The sequence below is a fragment of the Paenibacillus sp. FSL R5-0701 genome (assembly GCF_037973995.1).
Lineage (GTDB): Bacteria > Bacillota > Bacilli > Paenibacillales > Paenibacillaceae > Paenibacillus.
Genome location: NZ_CP150230.1, coordinates 2,822,932 through 2,847,153 on the forward strand (window position 1 = coordinate 2,822,932; position 24,222 = coordinate 2,847,153).

Sequence of the window (24,222 nt, forward strand, 5' to 3'; positions counted from 1 at the left end):
AGCCATGTAGCAATGACATGGCTTGCCGAGCATCACTCTATGTTAATGTAGCAGAGTGCCTAACATTTTGTACATCAAAACTGATGATTCCTGCCTGAGCATAGGTTGCTTCGATCTATAATCCACAGCACCGCTGCTGGATACGGATACTTCCGGACCGTAGAGACCTAGAGCAACCACAAACTGGACACCTTCTTCAGCCCAACGATCCTGTGAACCGATGAGATTGGCAGTTACGGCAGGTGCGCCAAGGAGTTGTTGTGCCGTTCTCGATATGATCACCGCTGCCTCTTGCCTTGTTATGGCTTGCTCGGGATGGAACAATCCATGGCTATTACCTTGCACAATACCCAGTTCAAGCGCTGTTTGAATGTAGGCGGCATAGGGACTTGATTGGGTATCTTTAAATGTTGGTGATTGAGCTGAAATGGACATCCCGCTTATGCCCACAACCTGTGCTACAAACTCCCCCCGACTAACAGGCTTCTCTGGTTCAAATAGGGAATGATCCTGTGGATACAGGCCAATCTGTGTTAAGCGATAGATGTATGGAGCATAGGGATGGTCTTCTGGCACATCTTCATAAGGTCTGGCTTCTGGCAATTTCTCGGACCAGCTATCTGACTTGTTGTAATAGAAATACGTGATTTCACCTGACTGATTTTTTTTGAAACCAGCGAGCTTGCCGTCCTCATCCTTGAACAGCGTGTCCTTAACGGGTGTTAAAGTGTGAGTGCCATAAGCATCTATAACCTGAAGACCTTTCTCTGTTGCTGAAATATCATACAACCATGCGGGCAGACGGATATCTCGATATAGTCCCTCGTAGGTAAGAAGTAAAGACTTGGGTACGCTATAATCACTATAATGCGTCTCGTTGTTTGGATAAAAATGATCCATAAATGCTTGGAAAAGCGCTTCTCGCACATCTGGTCCATCACTGTTGGAGACGATAAATAGTCCAGTCTTCTCGTTAGGCAACAGCCACAGATTGGAGTGGAATCCGTCAAGATCGCCTGCTTTACTCACGACTTTCCGTCCATGATTATACTGTGAATAGGTGGATTCGAATCCATAACCTGTACCAGGTATATCCGGGTGTATGGAGACATCCAACGTTTGCATCGCTTGAATGGATGACGGTTCGAGTATACGTGCACCCTGGTACGAACCTTGATTGAGCTGCGCAAGCATAAAGTGAGCTATATCCCGTCCAGTTGTAATTAATCCGCCCTCAGGGGAGCTGTCCGGTATATTGGGGTATTGCGGAAGCTCCTGTCCTTCAGCGCCATAAGGAGTTGCGAGTTTTCCTAGCGTGTCTTTGCTTAGGGTGAAATGGCTATCCGACATATGAAGAGGGTTAAATATATGTTGTTGTACATAAGTCTCAAACGGAAGTTTGGACTGTTTCTGAACGATGTAACCCAAGAGTGCATAGCCGTAATTGTCGTAACGGAAAACTTCTCCTGGATTGCGAACAACGGACGGTTTGTTGTCTTGGATGAATTGCTCAAGCGGATAAGAACTTTCAAGTTCTCTGTCTGTAGCTGCTGCATCTGTGAAATCAAACCCGCTGGTGTGGGTCATCAGATGTTCCAATGTTAACGATGTTCCGGTATGGTTGGTCAGATGCAAAGCGTCTGTGTATGCGCTGATATCCTGATCAAGCTTTACGTTACCTTGCTCGGCCAATTGCATAATGGCGGTTGCTGTCAGCGTTTTGGAGATGGAGGCTACACGGAATAGAGTGGAGTCGGCGTCGACGGGGATTTGTTTTGCCACATTGGCATAGCCATATCCTTTATTCAACACGATCTGTTGATCGTGAACAACGGTGACTACCGCACCTTTCAGAGCAGACTTCACTTCAGGCTGGGCGAAGAATTGATTGATGAACGATTCAGTTTCCTGAGGGCTTACCTGAGGAAGAGGGGGACTGCTCTCTGCCGATACACTGGTTATTGTGGTAAAACTCAGAGATGCACCCAGGAGGATGTTGGCTATGGCACGTTTCCACCTGTGATTTGATTTGTAGCTCTGTTCTTGTTGTTGTCGAGTTGGACATGTTGCTACGTGAGATTTCATGAAATTCTCCTTTGAGTTGAGATATGTTCGTTCTCTTACATCTAAGTACATCTATAATCTATCAGTTCAAATGTGATGGCGATTCCGTAGTACGCGCTTATTACGGCAGGACTTCCGCAAACCTTTTTGCGTGATCCCGCAATTGTGGAGGATGAAGAGTGAGTTTTGAATGATCTTGAATATATGAAAAGAGGTATTTGTCATGATGGACCCAACAGGGACCTCGACAAATACCTCTTTTTGTTTCGTCTTTTATTTTCTATGCAAAGCGACATAGTGCAAAGTAATTGGGAAGTAGATTTTATAAAACTACTCGTACATCCGTCGTTCAAGTTCAGAATAGGCAATCGCAGGATCATCACTGGAATTATCAATATAAGCGACGGATGCAGAAGGGAGGGGCCAGGCTATTTCTTTACGGACGAGAGAAGCTGTGAAGGCATCCCAGTTGGCTAACTTCCATTCATCTAGTGGGGATTGTCTTGCTGTGATCCGCTTGTGATACAACGCTTCATTCTCTAGATAAATATAGGCAACACGCACATCCGTATCATCCAGGGTATGTCCAATTCGTGCAAGTTCCTGCTCGATCCAATCCGGGGTACCGATTTCCTTGGTAAATGGCCCCACAACGATCGTATCGATTCCCAACTGAACGTTATCCAGAGCAGCATCCATCGTAATGCGGTACCCAAGATCACGGCATAACCTTTTGTATTCAGGCGAATCTCGGTCGGATGGATCAAGTCCCTGAAGGGTCATGATCGCCTCAGCCGCGGGACGAAGCAGAATATCCATATCGAAGAAAGCCGCTTTATGTTTACGGGAAAGGGCTTTGGCAAGTGTAGTCTTGCCACTTCCGGCCCCGCCGAGAAAGAAAATCAATTTGCTCATGAATGTAATGCCTCCTTAGTATGGTGCAAGTGCGTGTAAGATGTGAGCTAATATCATTTGCTTATTTTAGCACAATCCATAACAATCTCACTTCATCACCTGCGAAGGAAACCAGATATGACGCAGGTTCGCCCAGCCCTGGCTGTTGAAAGATATACCACGTACCGAAGGCAGATAAGCGGTTTCTACCGGTTTTTCGGATAAATGGAACAGTAAATTCTGACCAACCAAAAATTGCTCAATGCGGTCTAATTCACGAGTTCGATCCGCAGCGATGGGAGAGGCTACGATGGTTTGCAAGATCTCATGGATCGTTATACGAGTAGAATCTTCCAGATGCTCAGATAACGTAGAGTAGAGATCATACCTTCGCAGTTCTTCGTCCCTGTCCCGAATGAGAGAGAAGAGAATCAGATCAGACTCCAGCCGCAGATTTCCTTTGAACTGCTCCATCGTAGCAGTACGGACAGTACAGGAGAAACCGCACTGCTCCAGTATGGACGCCAGATGTTGGGCATCCCTGCGATATTGTGGGATGGTTGCAATGTGCAGGGAGACGGGACTGGAGGATACGGAACTCATCGATATATCGCTAAATCCCTCCGAGTGGACTTGGACTTTCTTGGTATTCACGGCACTAAAATCAGTCTCCACGACCTCAGAGTTATCTCCACGTCCGTCATCTCTATACATTCCAGCAAGGCATGACTGAAGGTGTGCTCTTACTTCCGGATCGTTTAACGGTCCGGTTTTTTGCGTATTACACGTGAGTAATTTATGAACCATCACCCCTGCACTAATCTGTGTCCAGTCTGCACCCGCAGACGAAGACGGATTATGAACAAGATGAAAGAACGGAGTTTCGATATCTTGGCTATCATCCATTTTTGCCGAGGCACTCCACGGAATTTGCAGGATATCTACCCGGTCCATTTGTGCTCTACCCTGAAAATACGATGAAAAGGCTTCAAGTCTGCACAAGTGATCATCCCAGGCGGTGACCTTGAACGGTCCCGTCCCAACAGGTTTTTGCATCCCATGCACATCACTCGAATGCTTCATCTTATGTTCGTTTGTTCCTGATGAGGGTACAATCGCCGCACGACTTGTTGTCAGGAAGGACAAAAACAATTCATGAGGATTTTTAAGCTGGAAACACACGGTTAAGGAATCGACCGCTTCAATAGATAGAATCTGTTTACTTACATCACGGTACAGTGTCCGGCGATCTGTAGATTGCAGCCGTTCAAACGTATGAACAATATCATGGGCCGTCAACAACCGACCATCGTGAAATGTAATACCTTTTCGCAAATAAAAGATCCAGGTCTTTCGGTCTGCACTGACATCCCAGGTATGAGCGAGACATGGGAGAATCTCTCCCTGTTCGCCCCGCTGAACCAACCCGTCAAAGACATGGCTGGTAACAAAGGATTCAGCTAATAGATTAATGTACAGCGGATCAAGCGCATGAAGCTGTTGGCGCAGGGGCAACCGAAGCGTATCAATCTGCTCATTATTGGTGCCGGCTTCCGTATGATGTCCTGAATACCCAAGCAACCACTGGTTTAGATGATCCTGCATGATTGTTGAACTGGAGAATGCGCTCACCTGCTCGGCAGCTTCCTGCAATTCCCGGCGATTCATGGCCTGCATCATATATTCTGCGGCGATTTGATCAGCCGGAACAAGCAAGGTAAGTGAAGAACGCCGACCCCTGCCACGCTGGGAAACCCAATGAACCCAGTCATGGGCAACCATCTTTTTGACAATCGTTAACGTATTGCGATGTGTACAATTTAGCAACTCAGCGAGATCGGCGAGTGTAAGTTCATGTTCTGTGTGGTGGCCGTAATGGCGATGCAACAGCAGATATTGCTGATGTAATTTCAAGTGTTGATTCCCTCCTGGAGGTGAACTCTGACGTATTCCTCTAAAATAAGAAGTTTTGTCGAATTTAATTTCTATTTATATTCCTATTTTATCATCTAGAATATAGCATAGAAAGGTTAATGGAGGTTTTTCCCATGATTGATAAAATAATGGCTTCACCGCAACGCGCTCTAATCACGCTACTGTCTGCTTGGATGCTGGCAATCATTCACCAGTATTTATTCTATGGTAATGAGATTGGCGTATCGTATCCTATCTTTGTAATTCTCTTTTATGTGTTCATGTATCTGTTTGCACGGGATCGCATGAGGTCTTTCAAGTTCATTGATGCTTTTGTAGCGGCTGTAGTGCTATTGTTGTCACTAACGTTCCTGTTATACGACAATGAACTGCTGTATGTTCTTAATTTTCTGGTCATACCTGGCGTAGTTATCTTACATATGACGTATCTGATGGGCAGAAAACGGAAGCAGTGGTGGGAGATTGGCTTGATTGGTACGGCTATTGACCACTTGCTGCCTCAAGCCATACGTCATTGGGGGACTGTTGCTGCTATTGCTGTGAGAGCAGGCGGGCGTGGCATGGGCAAATCCCAGAAAACAGTTGTTTTCAAAGTACTCATTGGTCTTGTGGCGTCCTTGCCTATCCTCATTGTAGTCGTTGCATTACTGTCCTCTGCTGACGGGATCTTTGATCAGTATTTAGCCGGTTTTCCGGAGTGGCTGAATCAATTGGCTTTTACTCCAGGGATACCGAGAATCATCTGGATTGTCATCGCAGGTGTATTGCTGTTCGGTTATGTATGGGGATTTGTACAGCCAATGCAATATGAGGCAGAGAAGAGAGCGAACGCACATTGGAAAAATGGAGCAGCATCCACGGTTGATAAGCGTGATCACACCTATATATTCTCTCCTGTGGACCCGGCCACTGAAGGTCAGGTTACCAATAAGATTACACCCGAGCCCGAACGCACTCCGGTTCAGCGGGAACCATTCAGATTGGACCCTATCATTGTGGGGACGATGCTGATTGTCATTAACTGTGTGTACGTTTTGTTTGTACTTGTACAGTTTTCGTATCTGTTTGGTGCAGGAGAGGGGCATCTTCCGGTAGATCTGTCTTACGCAGACTATGCGAGAAGTGGATTCGCGGAGTTAATTCTCGTCACAGGTATTAACTTCTTTATTCTTATTGTTGCTTTGCAGTATACCCGTTCGAGTGGCAAAGCGGGTTCCATCGTGCATCAGGTACTTCTCCTGATTCTGGTCAGTTGTTCAGCAATTATGTTGTATTCCGCGTTTATGCGCCTGAATCTGTATGAGCAGGCATATGGATATACGTACATCCGCTTCTTGGTACACGCATTCATGATCTTCCTCGCACTCCTGTTGCTGATTGCCGGCCTTCGTATACGGTACACATCAATACCGCTGATTCGCTGGTATATTGTGCTGGCGCTCACAGCTTATGTTGCAGTCAACTATGTGGGCATGGATAAACGGATTGCCGAGCTGAATATTGAACGTTATCATCAGACTGGCAATATTGATGCAACCTATCTGGCGAGTCTGTCAGCAGATGCAGTTCCGTTACTTCGTGAGTTTGCTCTGGAGGAGTTTCCGGATCTCAAGAGGGAAATGCTGGAACGTCAAGCATATCTGGATATGGATACATCAGATTGTTCCTGGCCTTCTTATAACGTGGCAAGACACCGAGCTGAGCTAGAGTTGTCCAAATTGAGAACGGAATAGCTGAATAGTAGTTGTTTTCACGTACGGATTTATGCAAAAACAATATGTAAGTGTTATAATATAAAAACTAACCTATAAAGGGGGTGAATCCCTTGTTTGAACTTCAGGAACTATTACCGTATTTATTCTCGATTGGACTCATCTTCACCGTCAGTTATGCCTATATCGCCCATCTTCACTGTGGCATGACAGAGTATTGGATGGAAGGTAGCGCCGGTGGTGGACTTGAACCAGTACTTCCCGCTTTGAGTTTGGACAGACAACACAGACAGGAAGTCTGGAGCCGCATGATCAGACGAAGAGAAGCGCCCGATGAAGATGATTCAGATTGTCATTCCTCGTTGAACGATTGGTCAACAAATCAACGAGGAGGATATATATGGAACATAAGACCAACAAGGGATTCACTTTTACTTCGGGCAAGGGACGGATCTATGGCCTGATTGCCATTTTGTTTGCAGTCATGCTGCTTGCCGGATGCAGCAACAACGTGTCGGAGATTACTTCATCGACACCGGGATTTTTTAATCACTATATCGTATTTCCACTGTCGTACCTGATTCAGCACATTGCCACCATATTTAACGGAAGCTACGGGGTCGCGATTATCGTGATTACGCTGGTCATTCGTTTAGCGCTGTTACCCTTGATGATGCGTCAAGCCAAGTCCCAGCAGGGAACACGAGTCATTATGAACGCCATGAAACCCGAGATGGATGCGCTTAAGAAAAAATATGAAGGCAAAAATGACCCTGTTGATAAGCAAAAGCTGTCTCAGGAAACGATGGAGCTGTACAAGAAACATAAGTTCAATCCACTGAACATTGGTTGCTTGCCGATGCTCATTCAGTTGCCTATACTTTCAGGTATTTACACAGCCATCCGACTTACACCGGAGTTATCCTCCCACTCGTTCCTGTGGTTCAAACTGGGAGCGCCGGACTACGTACTCGCAGTGGTGGTCGCGGTCATATATCTGATTCAAGCCAAGGTATCACAAGCCAATATGGCGCCTGAGCAGCGAAAACAGTTCGCTATTATGGGTTATCTCTCCCCATTGATGATGGCATTCTTTTCTCTTACAGCTCCGGCAGCGATGCCGCTCTACTGGACAGTTGGGGGGGCATTCCTTGTACTACAGACATTATTGTTCCGCAAAATGTACCCGGTGGAACATCCGCAGGAGCCTGCTACGATTGAGGTGAAAAAGATCAAGTCTGTGCAACATAACAAGTCCAGAAAACACGCCAAGTCACAGTGACTTGAGGCGACATCACAACTACGCTATTTCACCCTATGGAGCAGACACGTCGTCTACTTTATAGGGTGTTTTCGTGAGAGTGGAAACGAGTGATCAAAGAACAATTCTCATCACTCAACAGGTTTTAGTATATAAGGTAAGGGGTTGACATATTTATTCTATAAGGGGTTTTCAGGCAAGTCCAGTTTGAACATGATGAGGTAGATTTATGGAATAAAAACAAATAAAATTTATTCATTGGATTTATTGACAAAATTTGATGCATCCATTACCATTTTGTTTAAGAGTTTTGGGGAGGAGCGAATCTAGTGTAAATGTTTATCAAAATATAACGATTTTTGTGAATTCATACCACGATAAATTTAATTCATTGGATCTGGAGGAAAATTAGTGGATATTATTATCGGGCTTATACTAGGTATAGTGGAAGGACTTACGGAGTTCGCCCCAGTGTCATCTACAGGTCATTTGATTTTGGTGGGACATTTGCTAGGTTTCGAGGGTACTGTGCGTGCTTCGACATTTGAGATTGTAATCCAACTCGGTTCAATCCTGGCTGTGGCTTTTCTGTTCTGGAAACGAATTCTCAGCATCCTCGGTATCCATGTTGGAGAAGATCGGAAAGCGACAAAGTCTACGGAAAAATTAACACTTATTCATATCATTATTGGTGTTATCCCTTTTGGTGTTGGGGGCGTATTTTTTTACGATTACATAAAAGAGGTTTTGTTCAGTGCTCAAACGGTTGTTGTAACGTTAATCCTTGGCGGGATTCTGATGATTGCAGCCGAAATATTCAAACCAAAAAAGCCGGCTGCAGAAACATTGGATCAAGTCACTTACCGGCAGGCTTTAATCGTAGGTCTGTTCCAGTGCTTTGCACTTGTTCCCGGTTTTTCGAGAATGGGTGCTACGCTATCGGGAGGTTTGCTAGCAGGTATGAGTCACAAAACAGCCTCGGAATTTACGTTTATAATGGCACTTCCTATTATGTTCGGAGCTTCACTAAAGGATTTATACGAGAGCTGGGATTATCTGTCGGTTGATGATCTTCCCTTATTTATTACGGGGTTTGTGACTGCTTTTATTGTAGCCATGATTGCAGTTAAATTTTTCCTGAAGTTGATTAACCGGATTAAACTGATTCCTTTTGCAATCTATCGTTTTGTATTGGCAGCCGCTTTTTGGATCTTTTTGCTAAACTAGAGCATTCTTATTATCTATTACATGTGAATAAATTAACCGTCGCCGGGAGTCTTATCCATGATCAGTGTTTTTATCAACTCACATTGAAAAGGAAAGATTCCCTTTTGCTTTTTTTTTGGAAATAGGTAGTTATCAAGGGAGATTCATCTACTGGGGTGGGAGTGCAAAATATGACACCATTCATCATAAAGCAAAGCATCATGTTTGTCATACTGTATGGAATCCAATTTTTGATCGGTACGATTGTACTCAAATATCAGTTGCGTGTGAATTACGCTCGTAAAATTGTTCATTTCATGTCTTTTATTACACCAATGGCTATTGAATTGATCGTGAGTTCCAGTACAGGATATACCGGGCCCATTTTTATCGTCGGAATGCTGATGAACTGCGTTATTATGCTCATTTATATTAAGCCAATTCGCGAGAAAAGTGTATTGGTTCAACGCATGTTTGCTTCTTTTGATCGTCCGGAAGATCGTCCTCATACTTTGCTGTGGATGAATACGCAATTAATTGCCGGCTACGTCGTTCTGGCACCCTGCTTTCTGTATTTTCAAAGCATAGGTTATGGTACGCTGGCCTTTATTCCCGTTATCATCAATGGACTAGGAGACGGGCTAGCCGAACCGATCGGTATTCGCTTTGGAAAACATAAATATCGTGTTCATGCCTTATTTTCGAAGAAAAAGTTTACGAGAAGTATCGAAGGCAGTTTATGTGTGTTCTTATCCGCAGTATTGATCCTTTTGGTGTTTGCAAGCAGTTTTACAGTTCCACAATTAGTTGTTGCACTGCTGGTTCTTCCTATAGCTGTAACTCTAGCTGAGGCATTCTCACCCCATACTGTAGATACACCGTTTATACTTATCGTTGGTTTTGCGTGTTTGTACATGATCATTTCATTTGTTTAACAAGGAGAACTTCATATGACAACCAGTGAATACAAGGTGATTTCTATTAAATCCAGTTATGAAGCATTCATTAATTATAGCTATATTGTCGTTGATGAAACGACCCGGGAGGCAGCGGTTATTGATCCTTCCTGGGACCTCGAAGCCATTCTGGATTCCCTGGAAGCTGAGCAGGCCAAACTCACACACATCCTGTTGACACATTCCCATACGGATCATGTACATCTTGTGGGGGCATTGCTCGACCGTTTTAATCCTCAGGTTTATATGGGGGGTGCCGAAATTGATTTTTTTAGGTACCACTGTAAGAATTTGAAGCCTGTAAAGGATCGAGATGCCGTTTTAATGGGCAATACACTAATATCCTGTATAAACACCCCAGGACATACGCCGGGCTCTATATGCTATTCATTAACAAATCATATTTTTACAGGAGATACTCTGTTTGCAGAGGGATGTGGCATATGCTCCGAACGCGGAGGGGATCCAGGTGCGATGTATCAGAGTTTGCAAAAAATACGGCAGCAAATACACCCTTCCGTCAGGGTATACCCTGCACATTCATTTGGCATTGAACCGGGTCAGACACTTCAGATGCTGCTTGAGAGAAACATATATTTTAATATTTTCGATGAAGAACAGTTTATTGCTTTCCGGATGAGAAGGAATCAGCCGGATGCCAAAAGCTTTGTGTGAAGGAACAAGAGGAGTGGCATATGAAAGAAAACATTGTTTTTATGTTCTCCGGTCAGGGTTCACAATATCTTCAAGCGGGAAAAGAATTATACCGGAGTTATTCGGTATTTCGCCGATGGATGCAGCAGATGGATCGTTGGGTTCAAGACATCGGCGGCAGATCCATTATACAGGAATTATATGATTCAAATCGGCCTTATTCTGATAGTTTCGAAGAAACTCTAATTACACATCCCGCCATTTATATGCTGGAATATGCGCTTTCAAGGACATTAATGGAGAACGGGGTTATACCCACAACCGTTGTTGGTACCAGTTTGGGGGAGTTCGCTGCAGCGGCTGTATCCAACGTAATAACTCCCAAGGCGGGACTGGAAGCAGTGTATAGACAAGCTGAAATTATACACAGGACTTGTATTCCGGGAGGCATGCTGGCTGTATTGCATAGTCGTGACATCTATGACACTAATCCGGAGCTACATGCGGAGTGTGAGCTTGTTGCTGTGAACTCGTCAAATCATCTAGTCATCTCGGGGGAGTTGAAAGGGCTTACAATAGCGGAGAATTGGCTAAAAGGCGAAGGGATTTCTCATGTCAGACTGTCTGTTACTCATGGCTTCCATTCAGCATGTATCAATCCTGCGGCCAAAGAGTATTTAGCCTATCTGGACAAGCTGTCTTACGATGCACCCCAGATTCCGCTTGTCTCTAGCTTGACCGGACAAGCTGTCACCAAGGTATCAACCGATCATTTTTGGCGAGTTGTCAAGGAACCGATTCTTTTCTCTCAGGCGATATCTCATATACGAGAAGAGAAACCGGATAGTATATTTCTGGATTTGGGGCCTTCGGGTACACTTTCCAGCCTCATAAATCAGATTAGCCACAGGAAGGAACGAACATATATAACCATGACTCCCTTCCATCAGGATGCAAAACATGTGGAAGAGATCATTAGTCGTTACGCCAATTCGAATGAAACTGGAGGGGATGAACCTTTGTGGGCATATGTATTTCCAGGGCAGGGATCACAGAAGTTGGGCATGGGTGAAGGATTATTTGAGCAGTTTCCAGAGTTGACCCGGCAAGCGGATGATATTCTTGGATTTTCCATTCAGGAACTGTGCTTGTACGATCGGTCTCAGCAATTGAGCCTGACAGAATATACGCAGCCGGCTTTGTTTGTTGTTAATGCCATGATGTATCTACATAAAATCAAGGAAACAGGCAGAAAGCCAAGTTTGGTTTCGGGCCACAGTTTGGGAGAATACAATGCGCTTTTTGCCGCAGACGTATTTGATTTTGCTACAGGATTGAAGCTTGTACATAAAAGAGGAGAAATCATGAGCATGGCCCCTAAAGGGGGGATGGCCGCGGTTATCGGTTTAACCGAGAGTGCATTGAAGACAATTCTTCAACGATTTGGACTGTATCAACTGGATATCGCCAATCTGAACTCCCCGACCCAAATTGTTTTGGCAGGGCCTCAAGAAATCATTGATCAGGCCAAACCAATTTTTGAACAAAACGGTGCACAGATGTATATCCCTCTCAGGGTCAGCGGCGCATTTCATTCGCGTTATATGGAAAAATCAGCCAAACAATTCGATCAGCATCTCCAGCGTTATACATTTTCCGCTCCTACGATGACCGTCATCTCAAATTATACAGCCCGACCCTATCGTACAAATGAAATTCATGCCAATTTGGTCCGCCAAATTACACATCCGGTTCGCTGGTCTGAAACGGTACGGGTTCTGATGGGCATGGGCGTAAACACAATAGAAGAGATCGGTCCAGGCAATGTGCTGACTAAGCTGGTTACCAAGATTCAGACAGAGTGCGAACCCATCGTATATCGTCCTGAAGACATGTCTGTCAAACCATTATCGTCAGCAGTCCACCCCGATACTCCAATATCATCCGTTGTACAGCCTGGCAACCAAGAAACTCGACTGGCCGAGTCTCTTGGCTCGAAACCCTTCAAAAAGGACTATAATCTGAAAATGGCCTATTTGACAGGTGCAATGTACAGAGGCATTGCTTCGGCGGAGATGGTTGTTAAAGTGGGGCAATCGGGAATGATGGGCTTTTTGGGCACAGGGGGGTTAAGCCTGAAGCAGATCGAAGAAGGAATCGATTATATACAACACCATTTGCAGGATGGACAGGCATATGGGTTAAATCTTCTTCATCAAATGACACATCCTGAACGTGAAGAAGAACAGGTTAACTTATTACTACGTAAAGGTGTAAATACAGTAGAGGCTTCTGCCTTCATGGGTGTTACTCCGGCATTAATCAAGTACCGTGCTCATGGACTGAAGCGTTCATCAGACGGGCGGGTATCCGCAACCAATCGCATTATTGCAAAAGTATCCAGACCTGAAGTGGCTGAAGCATTTTTAAGCCCCGCTCCGGAATTCATGGTTGAGAAGATGTTGAAGGAAAACAAGATTACATCTGTTCAGGCAGAACTCCTGAAAAAAGTACCCATTGCAGAGGATCTGTGCCTTGAGGCTGATTCGGGTGGACATACAGATGCGGGTGTGGCGTATGTCCTGCTGCCTGCCATGGTTCGTCTTCGCAATACAATGATGGAAAAGTACGGTTATTCGAAAGAAGTCCGCATTGGTGCTGCCGGTGGTATTGGTACACCTGAAGCAGCAGCAGCTGCTTTTTTGCTCGGAGCGGATTTTATCGTAACAGGTTCAATCAATCAATGCACGGTTGAAGCAGCTACTAGTGACGCTGTCAAAGATTTACTACAGGATATGAACATTCACGACACGGAATATGCTCCTGCTGGAGACATGTTTGAGATTGGAGCCAAGGTACAGGTTCTCCGCAAAGGTGTATTTTTCCCCGCCAGAGCGAACAAGCTCTATGATTTGTACCGGCAGCATGATTCTTTAAATGACATTAGTGAAAAAAACAAACAGCAGCTGGAAAACAAATATTTCAAAAAAACCTTTGAAGAAGTATATCGCCAGGTCGTTCAGTATAGATCTCCGGAGGAAATACAAAAAGCCGAACAGAATCCCAAATACAAAATGGCATTGGTATTCAAGTGGTATTTTGCCCACAGTACGATGCTTGCAATGGAAGGAACAGCAGGTCATCAGGTCGATTATCAAATCCACTGTGGTCCTGCCTTGGGAGCTTTTAATCAATGGGTGAAAGGCACACCGCTGGAGGACTGGAGAAACCGCCGCGTAGCTGAAGTGGGCATAAAGTTAATGGAAGATACGGTTTTGGTTATGCAAGAGCGCCTGAAACAATTGGCTATGGCCGTTGAGATGAACTAACTTTTAGCATTGTGGGGACAGGGGGGGTGTGATGATGCGACAAAAGAAGAACATGGAGCCAACATCCGATATTGATCCAGGATTTCGCCTTACAGATATTGCAATTGTTGGTATGGCATGCAGGTTTCCGCAGGCTGATCATTATACGACGTTTTGGGATAATCTTGCGAATGGAGTGGATTCTGTCAAGGAGATTCCTCCAGATCGATGGGATGTATCGAAGTTCTATTCTCAAGATATTGACGCCCCGAATAAGAGCATTGGTAAATGGTGCGGTCTGCTTGATGATGTGTATTCTTTTGATCACCGCTTTTTCAGTATCTCTCCCCGAGAGGCCAAAAATATGGACCCACAGCAACGAATGATGCTTGAAGTTTCCTGGCAATGCATTGAAGATTCCGGGATTTCACTTCAAAGGTTACAGAATCAGATCACTTCCGTTTATGCCGGAGTAATGACGGTAGATCACCGCCAAATGGCGTGCCTTCCCGAATTGGAGATAGATAGCTACGCTTGTCTTGGAAATTATGAAAGTATTCTTGCCAATCGAATTTCTTACATTATGGACTTCAAGGGCGCGAGTATATCAGTAAATGCAGCTTGTGCATCTTCATTAGTAGCCGTCCATGAAGCCAAACAAGCCCTGCAACGAAAAGAGTGCAATTACGCCTTAGCTGCATGTGTAAATCTAAATTTGCATCCCTGGAAGTTTATCTCATTTTCCAAGTCAAGAATGTTAAGTCCGGATGGACGTTGTAAAACCTTTGATAAGGAAGCCAATGGTTATGTACCAGGGGATGGAGCAGGCGTGTTGTTGCTTCAAAGGCTTGAAGATGCGTTAGCAGAAGGTAATCATATCTACGGGGTTATCAAAGGATCTGCCTGCAATCATGGTGGAAGAAGCGCATCCATAACTGCTCCGAGCATGAGGGCACAACAAGACGTCATCTTGGCTGCTTATCAGGATGCAGATATTTCCCCGGAAATGGTCACGTATATTGAGGCACATGGAACGGGAACGTCATTGGGAGATCCGATTGAAATTGAAGCGCTTAAAAATGCATTTGCTGCCTATACTTCCCGAACCCAATTCTGTCGGATTGGCTCGGTAAAAACCAATATTGGCCACTTGGAGAGTGCTGCGGGCATGGCTGGTATTGTGAAAGTGATCATGATGATGAAACATGGTAAAATACCTGCCAACCTTCATTTTAACGATCCTAATCCGATCATAGATTTTAAGAATACTCCTTTTGAAGTGGCGGGGTCTCTAACTGATTGGAACAGTGCTGGCGAAGGTTTACCTTTAAGAGCGGGCATAAGCTCTTTTGGTTTTGGTGGAGTCAACGCACATCTGGTGATTGAACAGTGGTGCACTGCACCCTCGAACAAACAGAAGGATGCCGTCGCCGCCCGTTCTCAACTGTTCACGCTATCAGGCAAATCGAAATGGCATTTGGAAAAACAGCTTGAATCGTGGAGAGCATTCTCGCTAACATCCGAGTTTGATGAGTGTACGCTGCGTGATATTAGTGGAACATTGTCCACGGGAAGAGTGGCTTTTCCTTATCGTTATGCTGTGATGGTAGACAATTTACAGCAGTTGAAGGAAGAGTTGCATTCGGAATCAAGTCGTCCTTTCATGCCCAAGCAGCAAAAGTGGGCAATAAGAATGGGGCACTTTTCCTATATAAACTATGAGCAATTTAGCAATTTAACCCGTGGTTTACCGCATGTGGAGGACATCATCCAATCCTTACTGAATCAAATTGCCGATAGTGATCGTCCACTTGCCGATCACTATCGGCAGATGTTCTACAATGGACCATGGGAGCAAGAGACACTTCCGTGCTGTCAGTTCATTGCTGGATATGCCGTACTTCGATGTTTACTTGATGCGGGCTTAAAAGTGGAATGGATGACAGGGGAGCATACAGGGATGTGGGCTGTTCTTGCCGTAAACCAAATGATCGCTCCCGAAGAAATCCTTTTGAGGCTTTCAGGAAAAAATGAAGCTGATTTCATTAAACTACATCGTCCGTGTCTGCCTTACTATGACCCAACAGTGCAAGATATTTTGTATCCGATGTCCTTTGGCGAGTCTTATCTCCGGCGTTTGTTGGGTAGCTCGCAAATTGAAAGTGTGGACTCTGGGAATAGCGAGCATGATCGATTCGAATATCCAATGGTAAGTGATCACGAACGGGTTAAATATTATCTGACTAAGGGTCAATCACTCATCGCTCATCAGTTCACCTTCAGAAAGTATGTAGATGAATGGTCGAATCTTCTAGGTAAAGTAAGTGGGGACGATTGGAATTTGGAGGAGTTGCTTGGAAAGCCTGTTGATGTCTTGATGTTTACGGAGCTTTCCACTAAGCAGTTGTTCATTATAGTTACCGTTGTGGCTTATTCCCTAAGGAAGTTGAACCGCAAATGGAATTTGACGATAATGACTGAGCCCGATCCACGATTCGAAGAAATGTTGGATCTGATGAACGATCACATCTTACTTCCTGAAATGGTCGCCCGGCTTGTTTTGGATTCCAATGTGGACTATAAGGTTGTTGCCGAATCCATGAACCTGAAACAGCGAGAAAGGGATATGGAGCCCAATGACAACCGATTATGTGCTCGAATTGATAACGTGCCCGAAATTGTAAATGTTGAGCAATGGCTGCATCAAACACAAGAAAGCCAAGTTGATCTGGAGAAGATTTCGTCAGACATCAAGATCATTGACATCGGAGTAGTTCAATCGGCCGCACCTGATACGCTGAAACTTGCTTTAAAAGAGGATGAAGCGGGATATGACTTCTGGAATATCCTCGGTCAGTTATGGCTCCATGGCGTGAATGTGAGGTGGGACCTATGGTTCCCTTCAGGAACATTTAACAAGCTTGCCCTGCCTACTCAGCGTTTCGAGTCTGTAATACATCGATTACATGACCATAATGATACGGTAGCTCATGAAGCTAATCAATCGGTTAGCGATGTATATATGCTTACAAGTGTATATGAGAACAGCTTGGATAGGGCGTTGCACCCGATGATCGGCCGGAATACCTCAACCTTGGATGAATTCAAGTATCAAACGTTGTTTACAGGCAAAGAATTTTTTCTGAATGATCACCGCGTAGATGGTAAACGAACATTACCAGGTGTTGCTTATTTGGAGATGGCATTAGCCGCTGTGCAGAATGCAGGCATCCAGGAGGTCATCGGTTTTGGTGATGTGGTGTGGTCAAGACCCCTAATAGTCATGGAGCAACCTGTTGAAGTAAACATTTCGTTGTCTAAAACCCAGGAAAAAATTCAGTTCCACGTATGGACCGGCGACTATGTGAACCCTAGAAAAGTTTATGGGCAAGGGACGTTGTATGGAATAAAGACAGATGGCAACAAACAGGACACACGACAAGGCAATCCTTATAGGGTTAAACGGGATATCGATGCGATTAGAGGAAGATGTGTTGACCCTATTTCAGGAGTATATCGCAAACTTGAAAAGAGTCATCTGGTCTACGGTCCTTCCTTCCAATCCATTATGGACTGCTGTATGGGTGAGAACGAAGCTATTGCCAGGTTTGTCCTTCCAATCCCTTGTTATGAACAGTTACACGCGTATACGCTTCATCCTGTAGTGATGGACAGCGCACTGCAGACAGCGATGTTACTTGCCCAAAAGGTGAGCTCTGCTCCTTGTATGCCCTATTCCATAGGTGCGGTCAAATGGTGGAAGCGGCTTCCAGACAAGGGAAGTGTATATGTCAGGCAGCAGGGTACGCAAGGGGAAAAAGCATTCAAGTTTGATATTGTACTGCTTGATGAGCAGGAACTAATATGCATGGAAATGAGCGACTTTACAGTAAGACAGGTTCAGGACAAAAAGAGTCATGCGAAGGACCCATTGAAAACACTTTTGCGAAAATTGGAAGCCGGAGAGGTTGAACCTATTGATGTCTTAACTTATATGGAGGAACGATGAGAAAAGATCAGATGTTATCACTGGATCAGATTCTTGAAATGGTGAAGGGACGACGTCTCTCATCAGAGACAGCCTACCAGCTTATACAGGAAATAGAGCGGCATGATACTTTGGCTTCCAATAAGAAAAACCTGCATCAGAATACGTACCTGTATCCATCCTGGGAAATTCAAGACCTTCAACGTACCGTTTTCAAAAGTGAAAGGCTTCTGTTATTTGTTTCTGGTGAAGAACACATGCAGCAATGGAACCAGAGCACTTCCGTAATTCGTGTGTTACAGGGAAATCAATTCATTGAGCAGGATGTTAATACATTTATAGTCCGCCCGGGACAGGAAGAGGATGTTGACCGTTTGTTCAACAGGCTGTCCGAATTACAGTGGATTCCTGATACTGTCGTTCATGGATGGAGTGGTACGGTACTTCCAGAAAATGAAGGGACCCTATTGAACAAGTGGCTCGCCCAGGGTGTGTACACCTTATTTTATACATGCCGATGGCTGGCGAAATGTGCTGACAAAAAGAAAGTACATCTTTTATATGCTTATTCCAGCGATCGTAAAGAAGAACCGGCAAATGAAGCTGTAAGCAGTTTCATGCGCAGTGTGAAATGGGAACACCCGCAATGGACATGTCGTACATTGGACATGGGAAATGAACCAGTCGATATGTTTCACCTCATCCAACAGGAGATGGAAGCTCGGGACCAGGCGGTAGAGGTACGTTATCGGGGCAATCGACGTTATGTGAAGAGATTGCTATCGCTGCCGAAAACAGAATATTCACAAGTAGAGTGGAATAAACAAGGCGTTTATTTGATTACAGGTGGGATGGGTGGTATCGGCCTCCAGTTTGCCTCCTTGCTTGCCCAATCCGCTCGAGTCATTGTTTTGTCTGGACGTTCCATTCTGAGTAGGGATCAGGAACAACAATTGTGTGATCTAGGGAAGTTTGGAGCTGAAATAGTGTATATTGCGGCGGATGTATCGCAACGTGAGTCCGCTTTTAATCTCATCCGTGAGTGCAAAACCAGATTTGGGGGCATTCATGGTCTGATTCATTGCGCTGGCGTATTGAGAGACTCAATGCTTCAATCCAAAAATAAAGTGGACATGGATGCTGTTATCGCTCCTAAAGTATACGGAACGGTTTGGCTAGACGAAGCTTCTTGTCATGAACAGTTGGACTTTTTCATCGTTTGCTCTTCCGTCATGTCCATTCTGGGCAACGCTGGACAATGTGATTATGCTTTTGCCAATGGCTTTATGGACAGTTTTTGCCGTCAGCGGAATCGGTTGAACAAAGAGGGGATGCGTTCGGGTCAAACGCTCTCTCTGAATTGGCCTCTGTGGTTGGAAGGAGGGATGGGAGTAGATTCAACCCATCGTCTTTTTTTGGAAAATACGCTCGGGGTTTCATCGATATCCAGCGAACATGCTATACAGGCTTTTGAGGATGCTTTTCATTGTAAGGAAAGTCAGCTAGTGATTGTTGGCGGGGATGCAACCAAATTTCAGAAGGTACACGAGAAAACGTCGTTTGCGGATGTGGACTCGGTTCCAAAAGAAATGTTGTTAGAGAACAGCATAAATGAGGAGGTTTTACTAGAAAGGGCTTCAGAAATTATGTTGACCATATCCTCACAGATTCTCAGTGTTGATGTACATGAAATGGATCTGGATGCGGATAAAAGCGACTATGGGTTTGATTCCATTTCGACGACTGACTTTGTCAATCGACTCAACGCAACGTACAACATTGATCTAACGCCCCCTATTGTGTTTGAATATGCGACTTTAGGGGCCTTTGCAACCTACCTAATCGGAGCTTATGGCGAAGACATCGCCCGATATCATGGAATGAGTGGCGGGCACGTTGAACTCGAATTGCAGACTCCGCATATGGTCGGTGATGATGAAACACATGAGATTGCAAGTGAGCCTATCGAACTCCATAGGAGGAATAAAGAACCCATTGCCATTATTGGAATAGGCGCTCACATGCCTCAATCCGAGAGTATGGATGAACTATGGGAGAACTTGGTTTCCGGGAAAACATTCATTTCCGAAATCCCTCCTGAACGCTGGGATTGGCATCAATATTATGGGGACCCAATAAAAGAAGTCAACAAAACCAACATCAAATGGGGCGGATTTATGAAAGCCATTGATCAATTTGATGCTTCGTTTTTTGGAATTTCGCCTCATGAAGCTGGGTTGATGGACCCGAGACAGCGCATTTATTTGCAAACTGTATGGGAAGCCATTGAAGATGCCGGTTACAGGCCATCGGAGTTGTCCGGGAGTAAAACAGGTATGTTTGTCGGGGTGGTTAGTTCAGATTATTATGACCTGATTCACCAATCAGGCGTTCCAACTGAAGCACATACAGCTTTGGGCATATTTCATTCCATTCTGGCTAACCGAATTTCATATCTTCTAAATCTGCATGGACCTAGTGAACCCGTGGATACAGCCTGTTCCGGTTCACTGGTCGCCATTCATCGGGCAGTGGAATCGATACACAACGGAGAATGTGAACTGGCAGTTGCTGGAGGCATCAGTGTTATCGCAAGTCCACAGCTGATGATTGCCTTTAATCAGGCAGGCATGCTCAGTGTGGATGGTCGCTGTAAAACCTTTGATCAAGGTGCTGATGGGTACGTTCGTGGCGAAGGTAGTGGGGCATTGCTGCTCAAACCGTTGTCCAAAGCGGAAGCGGATGGAGACCATATCTATGGAGTAATTCAGGCAACGGCTATAAATCATGGGGGACATGCCAACACTTTGACATCTCCAAATCCTAATGCACAGGCAGAACTTATTGTTGAAGCATGGTCCAGATCCGGAATTGATCCGAGGACAGTAGATTATATTGAAGCACATGGTACGGGGACCCCATTGGGTGATCCGATCGAGATAAATGCGCTTAAAAAAGCTTTCTCTCAGCTGGTTCAAGACTGGGATGAGTTGCATGGTAAGCCGAGCGGTTCTGCCTCTGAGTCCTCCGTTCCGCACTGTGCAGTCGGAACGATAAAAACCTATATTGGACACTTGGAGGCAGCAGCAGGAGTGGCGGGAGTCCTCAACGTGGTACTCAGTATGAAGCATAACCGATTGTTGCCGAATTTGGAGCTAAATGAAGTTAACCCTTACATCCAGTTGGAGAACAGTCCGTTTTATATCGTAAAGGAAGGGCAGACCTGGAATCGTAAACATGATGCTGCCCCAAGAAGTGCAGGCGTAAGTTCATTTGGCTTTGGAGGTGTCAATGCTCATATTGTCATCAGCGAATACGTGACTAAGCATGACAGTTCCCTGATTATATTCAATCGCCCCCAGTTACTCATCGTTTCTGCAAAGAACAGAGATCGATTGAAAGCATATGCGAGGCGAATCGTTGAATTTCTGAGTCAAACGGATGGGATTACCCTGGCTGATGTTGCATTTACAATGCAAACGGGCAGGGAAGAGATGGAGGAAAGACTAGCATTGGTGAGTTCAAGCATCGATGACACCGTGGAAATGCTTAATCGGTTTATTGCAGATGAGACAGAAAATCTATCTCCATGTTGGCAAGGGAGCGTAACCAAGCGCAAGCCCTCACAAGATGAACAGGCTATAGCTTACCATCAGCCTTCCACAGATCAGGATTTCATGGTTGAAGCAGAGCTCCATAAACTTGCTCAGCTCTGGGTAACTGGCAACCGGATTGATTGGTCTTCAATGGATAAAAGAGAACGAAAACGGAAAATTTCCATCCCGACTTATCCGTTTGCAGAGACACGGCACTGGCTTCCTAATCCAGTCAAACGGATAGAAAGCCAAGAGATTCATCGGTCGGGAGTGGACAACAGATTCATGATGAAGCTGGAAAATAGATCGGATTTTCGCGCATACAGCTACGAATTTGCATTTACTGGACAAGAATCCTTTTTTCGGGATCACGAAATAAACGGATATAACGTATTGCCTGCCTCAGCTCATATTGAATTGATCAGAGCCGCTGTCATGATGGCTGCTCAACCTGGAGAGGGCGAACAAATCAGCCTTAAAAAGCTCGTATGGCTCAAACCTGTTGTCGCCAAAAAAGGCATGGGAAGGCTTCAAATACTTCTTAAACCATCTTCGAATGGATTTATTGAGGTCACCGTTCATTCTCCAACTAGTTCTCAGGGGGATGAGACAAACACCGTGGTTTTTAGCCAAGGGACTGCTGTGATAACCAAGCGTGAAGTACGCAAAACATACGAAATGGAGAATATCCTAAGCAGCTGTAGTCTGGGAAATTTTACATCAGAGCAATGTTATTCCTTTTTTTCCGCCAGGGGTATGCAGTATGGTCCAGACTTCCAGGGTCTGAAATCTGTAGCAGTGGGTCATGATCAAGCTCTGGCCAGAATTGCCTTGCCTCCGGGTATTATGGATGGATATCAGGACGGCACCATTCATCCTGGACTTCTGGATAACGCTTTTCAGGCTGCAATCGGGATCTGGCTAAGTACTTCGGGAAGTATTCAGGACGAGCAGCAAGATAGGCCTTTGTTGCCCTTCTCTATACAACAAATTCAAATCATTGGCTCCTGTGAAGCTGAGATGTGGGCTCATGTCCGAGTCCATCAGGAGAGTGGCAGCGCTGCTGTGCACGCGGATACCGAATATGACATAGATTTGTTTAGTGTGAAGGGTGATGTACGGGTATCCGTTAGGGCAATGCGTTTTAGAAGACCTGAGTCGAAAGTTCCAGATCTTGAAGAAACTAAAGGTGTGGAGACTTACGAGTTACAAATGTTGGCCCCTGTATGGAAAGAGCAGACAATCGGCTTGTATGAACATGAACGTGTACTCAACGATCTCCCGGGAGAAATATGCTTGGTAGGTACGAAGAGCTCGTACTTGACCCAGCTGCTCAAACACCTGCCACATGCCGAGATGATCGTTTTGAATCCACAGGATTCGATCATGCGCATCTCTGAACAACTAAACCTAATCATGAACCTTCGTCATATGGTGTGGATATCTCCGATAACGGCTGGAAGCTCGCCTGATGTCAAGGGAATGGTCGAGGCTCAGGAAGATGGCGTGTTTCTTCTATACAGACTGATTAAGGCACTTCTTCAGAATGGATATGGGAATCGGAGCATGGAATGGACTGTAATCACGATGCGGGCAAACGCCATTCATACACTAAATTCGGTTGATCCCACTCATGCCGGGATACATGGTCTTATAGGAGTACTGTGCAAAGAACGACCCGGATGGAAGGTTAGACAGGTGGATTTGGATCAGTTGAATGATAAGAATATGTACGAATTGTTTTCGCTGTCTGCTGATTCCTATGGATTCCCATATGTAAACCGACAAGGCGAATGGTTTCGTCAACAACTTGTGCCCGTTACATATTCTCCTGTGAGTTCCGGGCAGTCTCATTCCTATCGCCATGGGGGTGTATACGTTGTTATTGGAGGAGCAGGCGGAATCGGAGAGGCATGGAGTGAATATATGATCCGGCATTACAAAGCCCAGATCATCTGGCTGGGAAGAAGGGAGCTGGATGCTGATATTCAAGCGAAATTGCAAAGGCTGGGCGAGCTTGGTCCCGCGCCCTGTTACATGGCTGTTAATGCAACGGATTCGGAAGCAATGCGTCAGGCATGTTCAGATATTAGGCGGAATCATCAAGCCATTAATGGTTTTATTCATTCTGCCATCGTGTTGGAGGATCGCAGTCTGGAATATATGGACGAAGCTTCTTTTCGGAAAGCTTATTCCACCAAGGTAGACATCAGCATCAATATAGCCAAAGCGTGTATCGGAGAGTCGCCTGACTTTGTACTCTTTTTTTCGTCCATGAATTCCTTTTTGAATTCGGCCGGACAGGCGAATTACGTAGCCGGCTGTACGTTCAAAGATGTATTTGCCCAATTTTTGAGACAGTGCTGTGATTTTCCTATCAAAGTGATGAACTGGGGATATTGGGGAAGTGTGGGTTCGGTACGTTCTGAATATTATAAGACACGCATGGCGAAAGCAGGACAAGGTTCAATCGAAGCTCCTGAAGCGATGGAGGCTCTAGATGTACTGATGAATGGTGTGCTGGATCAGATTGCATTGATAAAGAAACAGTCTTTGGTAGATATACAGATCTTAGATGAAGAAGAATCCATTATGGTCTATCAGGGAGCTGTACCGTCTCAGGTTATATAACAGGGGTCTGAAGAGCG

General features: G+C 45.1%; 12 protein-coding genes. 9 read left to right on the plus strand and 3 right to left on the minus strand.

All coding sequences use genetic code 11. The features are described 5' to 3' along the window. Window positions 1-42: 42 nt before the first annotated feature. From MKZ13_RS13155 to MKZ13_RS13165, 3 genes are all read right to left on the minus strand, one after another. Window positions 43-2,085: a serine hydrolase gene (locus MKZ13_RS13155; protein WP_339184521.1), complete on the minus strand. Its 2,043-nt coding sequence runs from the start codon at window positions 2,083-2,085 to the stop codon at window positions 43-45. A gap of 309 nt (window positions 2,086-2,394) precedes the next feature. Beyond that, on the minus strand, window positions 2,395-2,979 hold the full coding sequence (locus tag MKZ13_RS13160; protein ID WP_339184523.1) for an AAA family ATPase: 585 nt from the start codon (window positions 2,977-2,979) through the stop codon (window positions 2,395-2,397). A gap of 87 nt (window positions 2,980-3,066) precedes the next feature. After that, window positions 3,067-4,872, minus strand: a complete 1,806-nt coding sequence (locus MKZ13_RS13165) for an ABC transporter substrate-binding protein (protein WP_339184525.1) — start codon at window positions 4,870-4,872, stop codon at window positions 3,067-3,069. Window positions 4,873-5,006: 134 nt separating this feature from the next. Here MKZ13_RS13165 and MKZ13_RS13170 point away from each other — a divergent pair, with 134 nt between their 5' ends. The 9 genes from MKZ13_RS13170 to MKZ13_RS13210 all read left to right on the plus strand — a co-directional run bounded on the left by MKZ13_RS13170 (window position 5,007) and on the right by MKZ13_RS13210 (window position 24,205). Further along, the gene (locus tag MKZ13_RS13170) at window positions 5,007-6,626 is read left to right on the plus strand and encodes a DUF4173 domain-containing protein (protein WP_339184527.1); all 1,620 of its coding nucleotides are present in this window, start codon (window positions 5,007-5,009) and stop codon (window positions 6,624-6,626) included. Between the two features lie 92 nt (window positions 6,627-6,718). Next, window positions 6,719-7,069, plus strand: a complete 351-nt coding sequence (locus tag MKZ13_RS13175) for a hypothetical protein (protein ID WP_339184529.1) — start codon at window positions 6,719-6,721, stop codon at window positions 7,067-7,069. Beyond that, on the plus strand, window positions 7,006-7,887 hold the full coding sequence (gene yidC / locus MKZ13_RS13180; RefSeq protein ID WP_339184531.1) for a membrane protein insertase YidC: 882 nt from the start codon (window positions 7,006-7,008) through the stop codon (window positions 7,885-7,887). Before MKZ13_RS13175 ends, yidC begins: the two co-directional genes overlap by 64 nt. A 369-nt stretch (window positions 7,888-8,256) precedes the next feature. Next, window positions 8,257-9,093 (plus strand): undecaprenyl-diphosphate phosphatase, encoded by an 837-nt coding sequence (bacA, locus tag MKZ13_RS13185; protein ID WP_256704411.1) that lies wholly within the window; start codon window positions 8,257-8,259, stop codon window positions 9,091-9,093. Window positions 9,094-9,263: 170 nt separating this feature from the next. Further along, window positions 9,264-10,007: a hypothetical protein gene (locus MKZ13_RS13190; RefSeq protein WP_221824842.1), complete on the plus strand. Its 744-nt coding sequence runs from the start codon at window positions 9,264-9,266 to the stop codon at window positions 10,005-10,007. 15 nt (window positions 10,008-10,022) lie between these two features. Then, window positions 10,023-10,703 (plus strand): MBL fold metallo-hydrolase, encoded by a 681-nt coding sequence (locus MKZ13_RS13195; RefSeq protein ID WP_076217160.1) that lies wholly within the window; start codon window positions 10,023-10,025, stop codon window positions 10,701-10,703. A 20-nt stretch (window positions 10,704-10,723) separates the two neighbouring features. Further along, the gene (fabD, locus tag MKZ13_RS13200) at window positions 10,724-14,011 is read left to right on the plus strand and encodes an ACP S-malonyltransferase (protein WP_339184533.1); all 3,288 of its coding nucleotides are present in this window, start codon (window positions 10,724-10,726) and stop codon (window positions 14,009-14,011) included. Between the two features lie 31 nt (window positions 14,012-14,042). Continuing rightward, entirely contained in the window at window positions 14,043-17,999 is a 3,957-nt protein-coding gene (locus MKZ13_RS13205; protein WP_339184534.1) for a beta-ketoacyl synthase N-terminal-like domain-containing protein, read from the plus strand. Next, on the plus strand, window positions 17,996-24,205 hold the full coding sequence (locus MKZ13_RS13210; RefSeq protein WP_339184535.1) for an SDR family NAD(P)-dependent oxidoreductase: 6,210 nt from the start codon (window positions 17,996-17,998) through the stop codon (window positions 24,203-24,205). The genes MKZ13_RS13205 and MKZ13_RS13210 overlap by 4 nt, the downstream gene beginning before the upstream one ends. Window positions 24,206-24,222 lie beyond the last annotated feature (17 nt).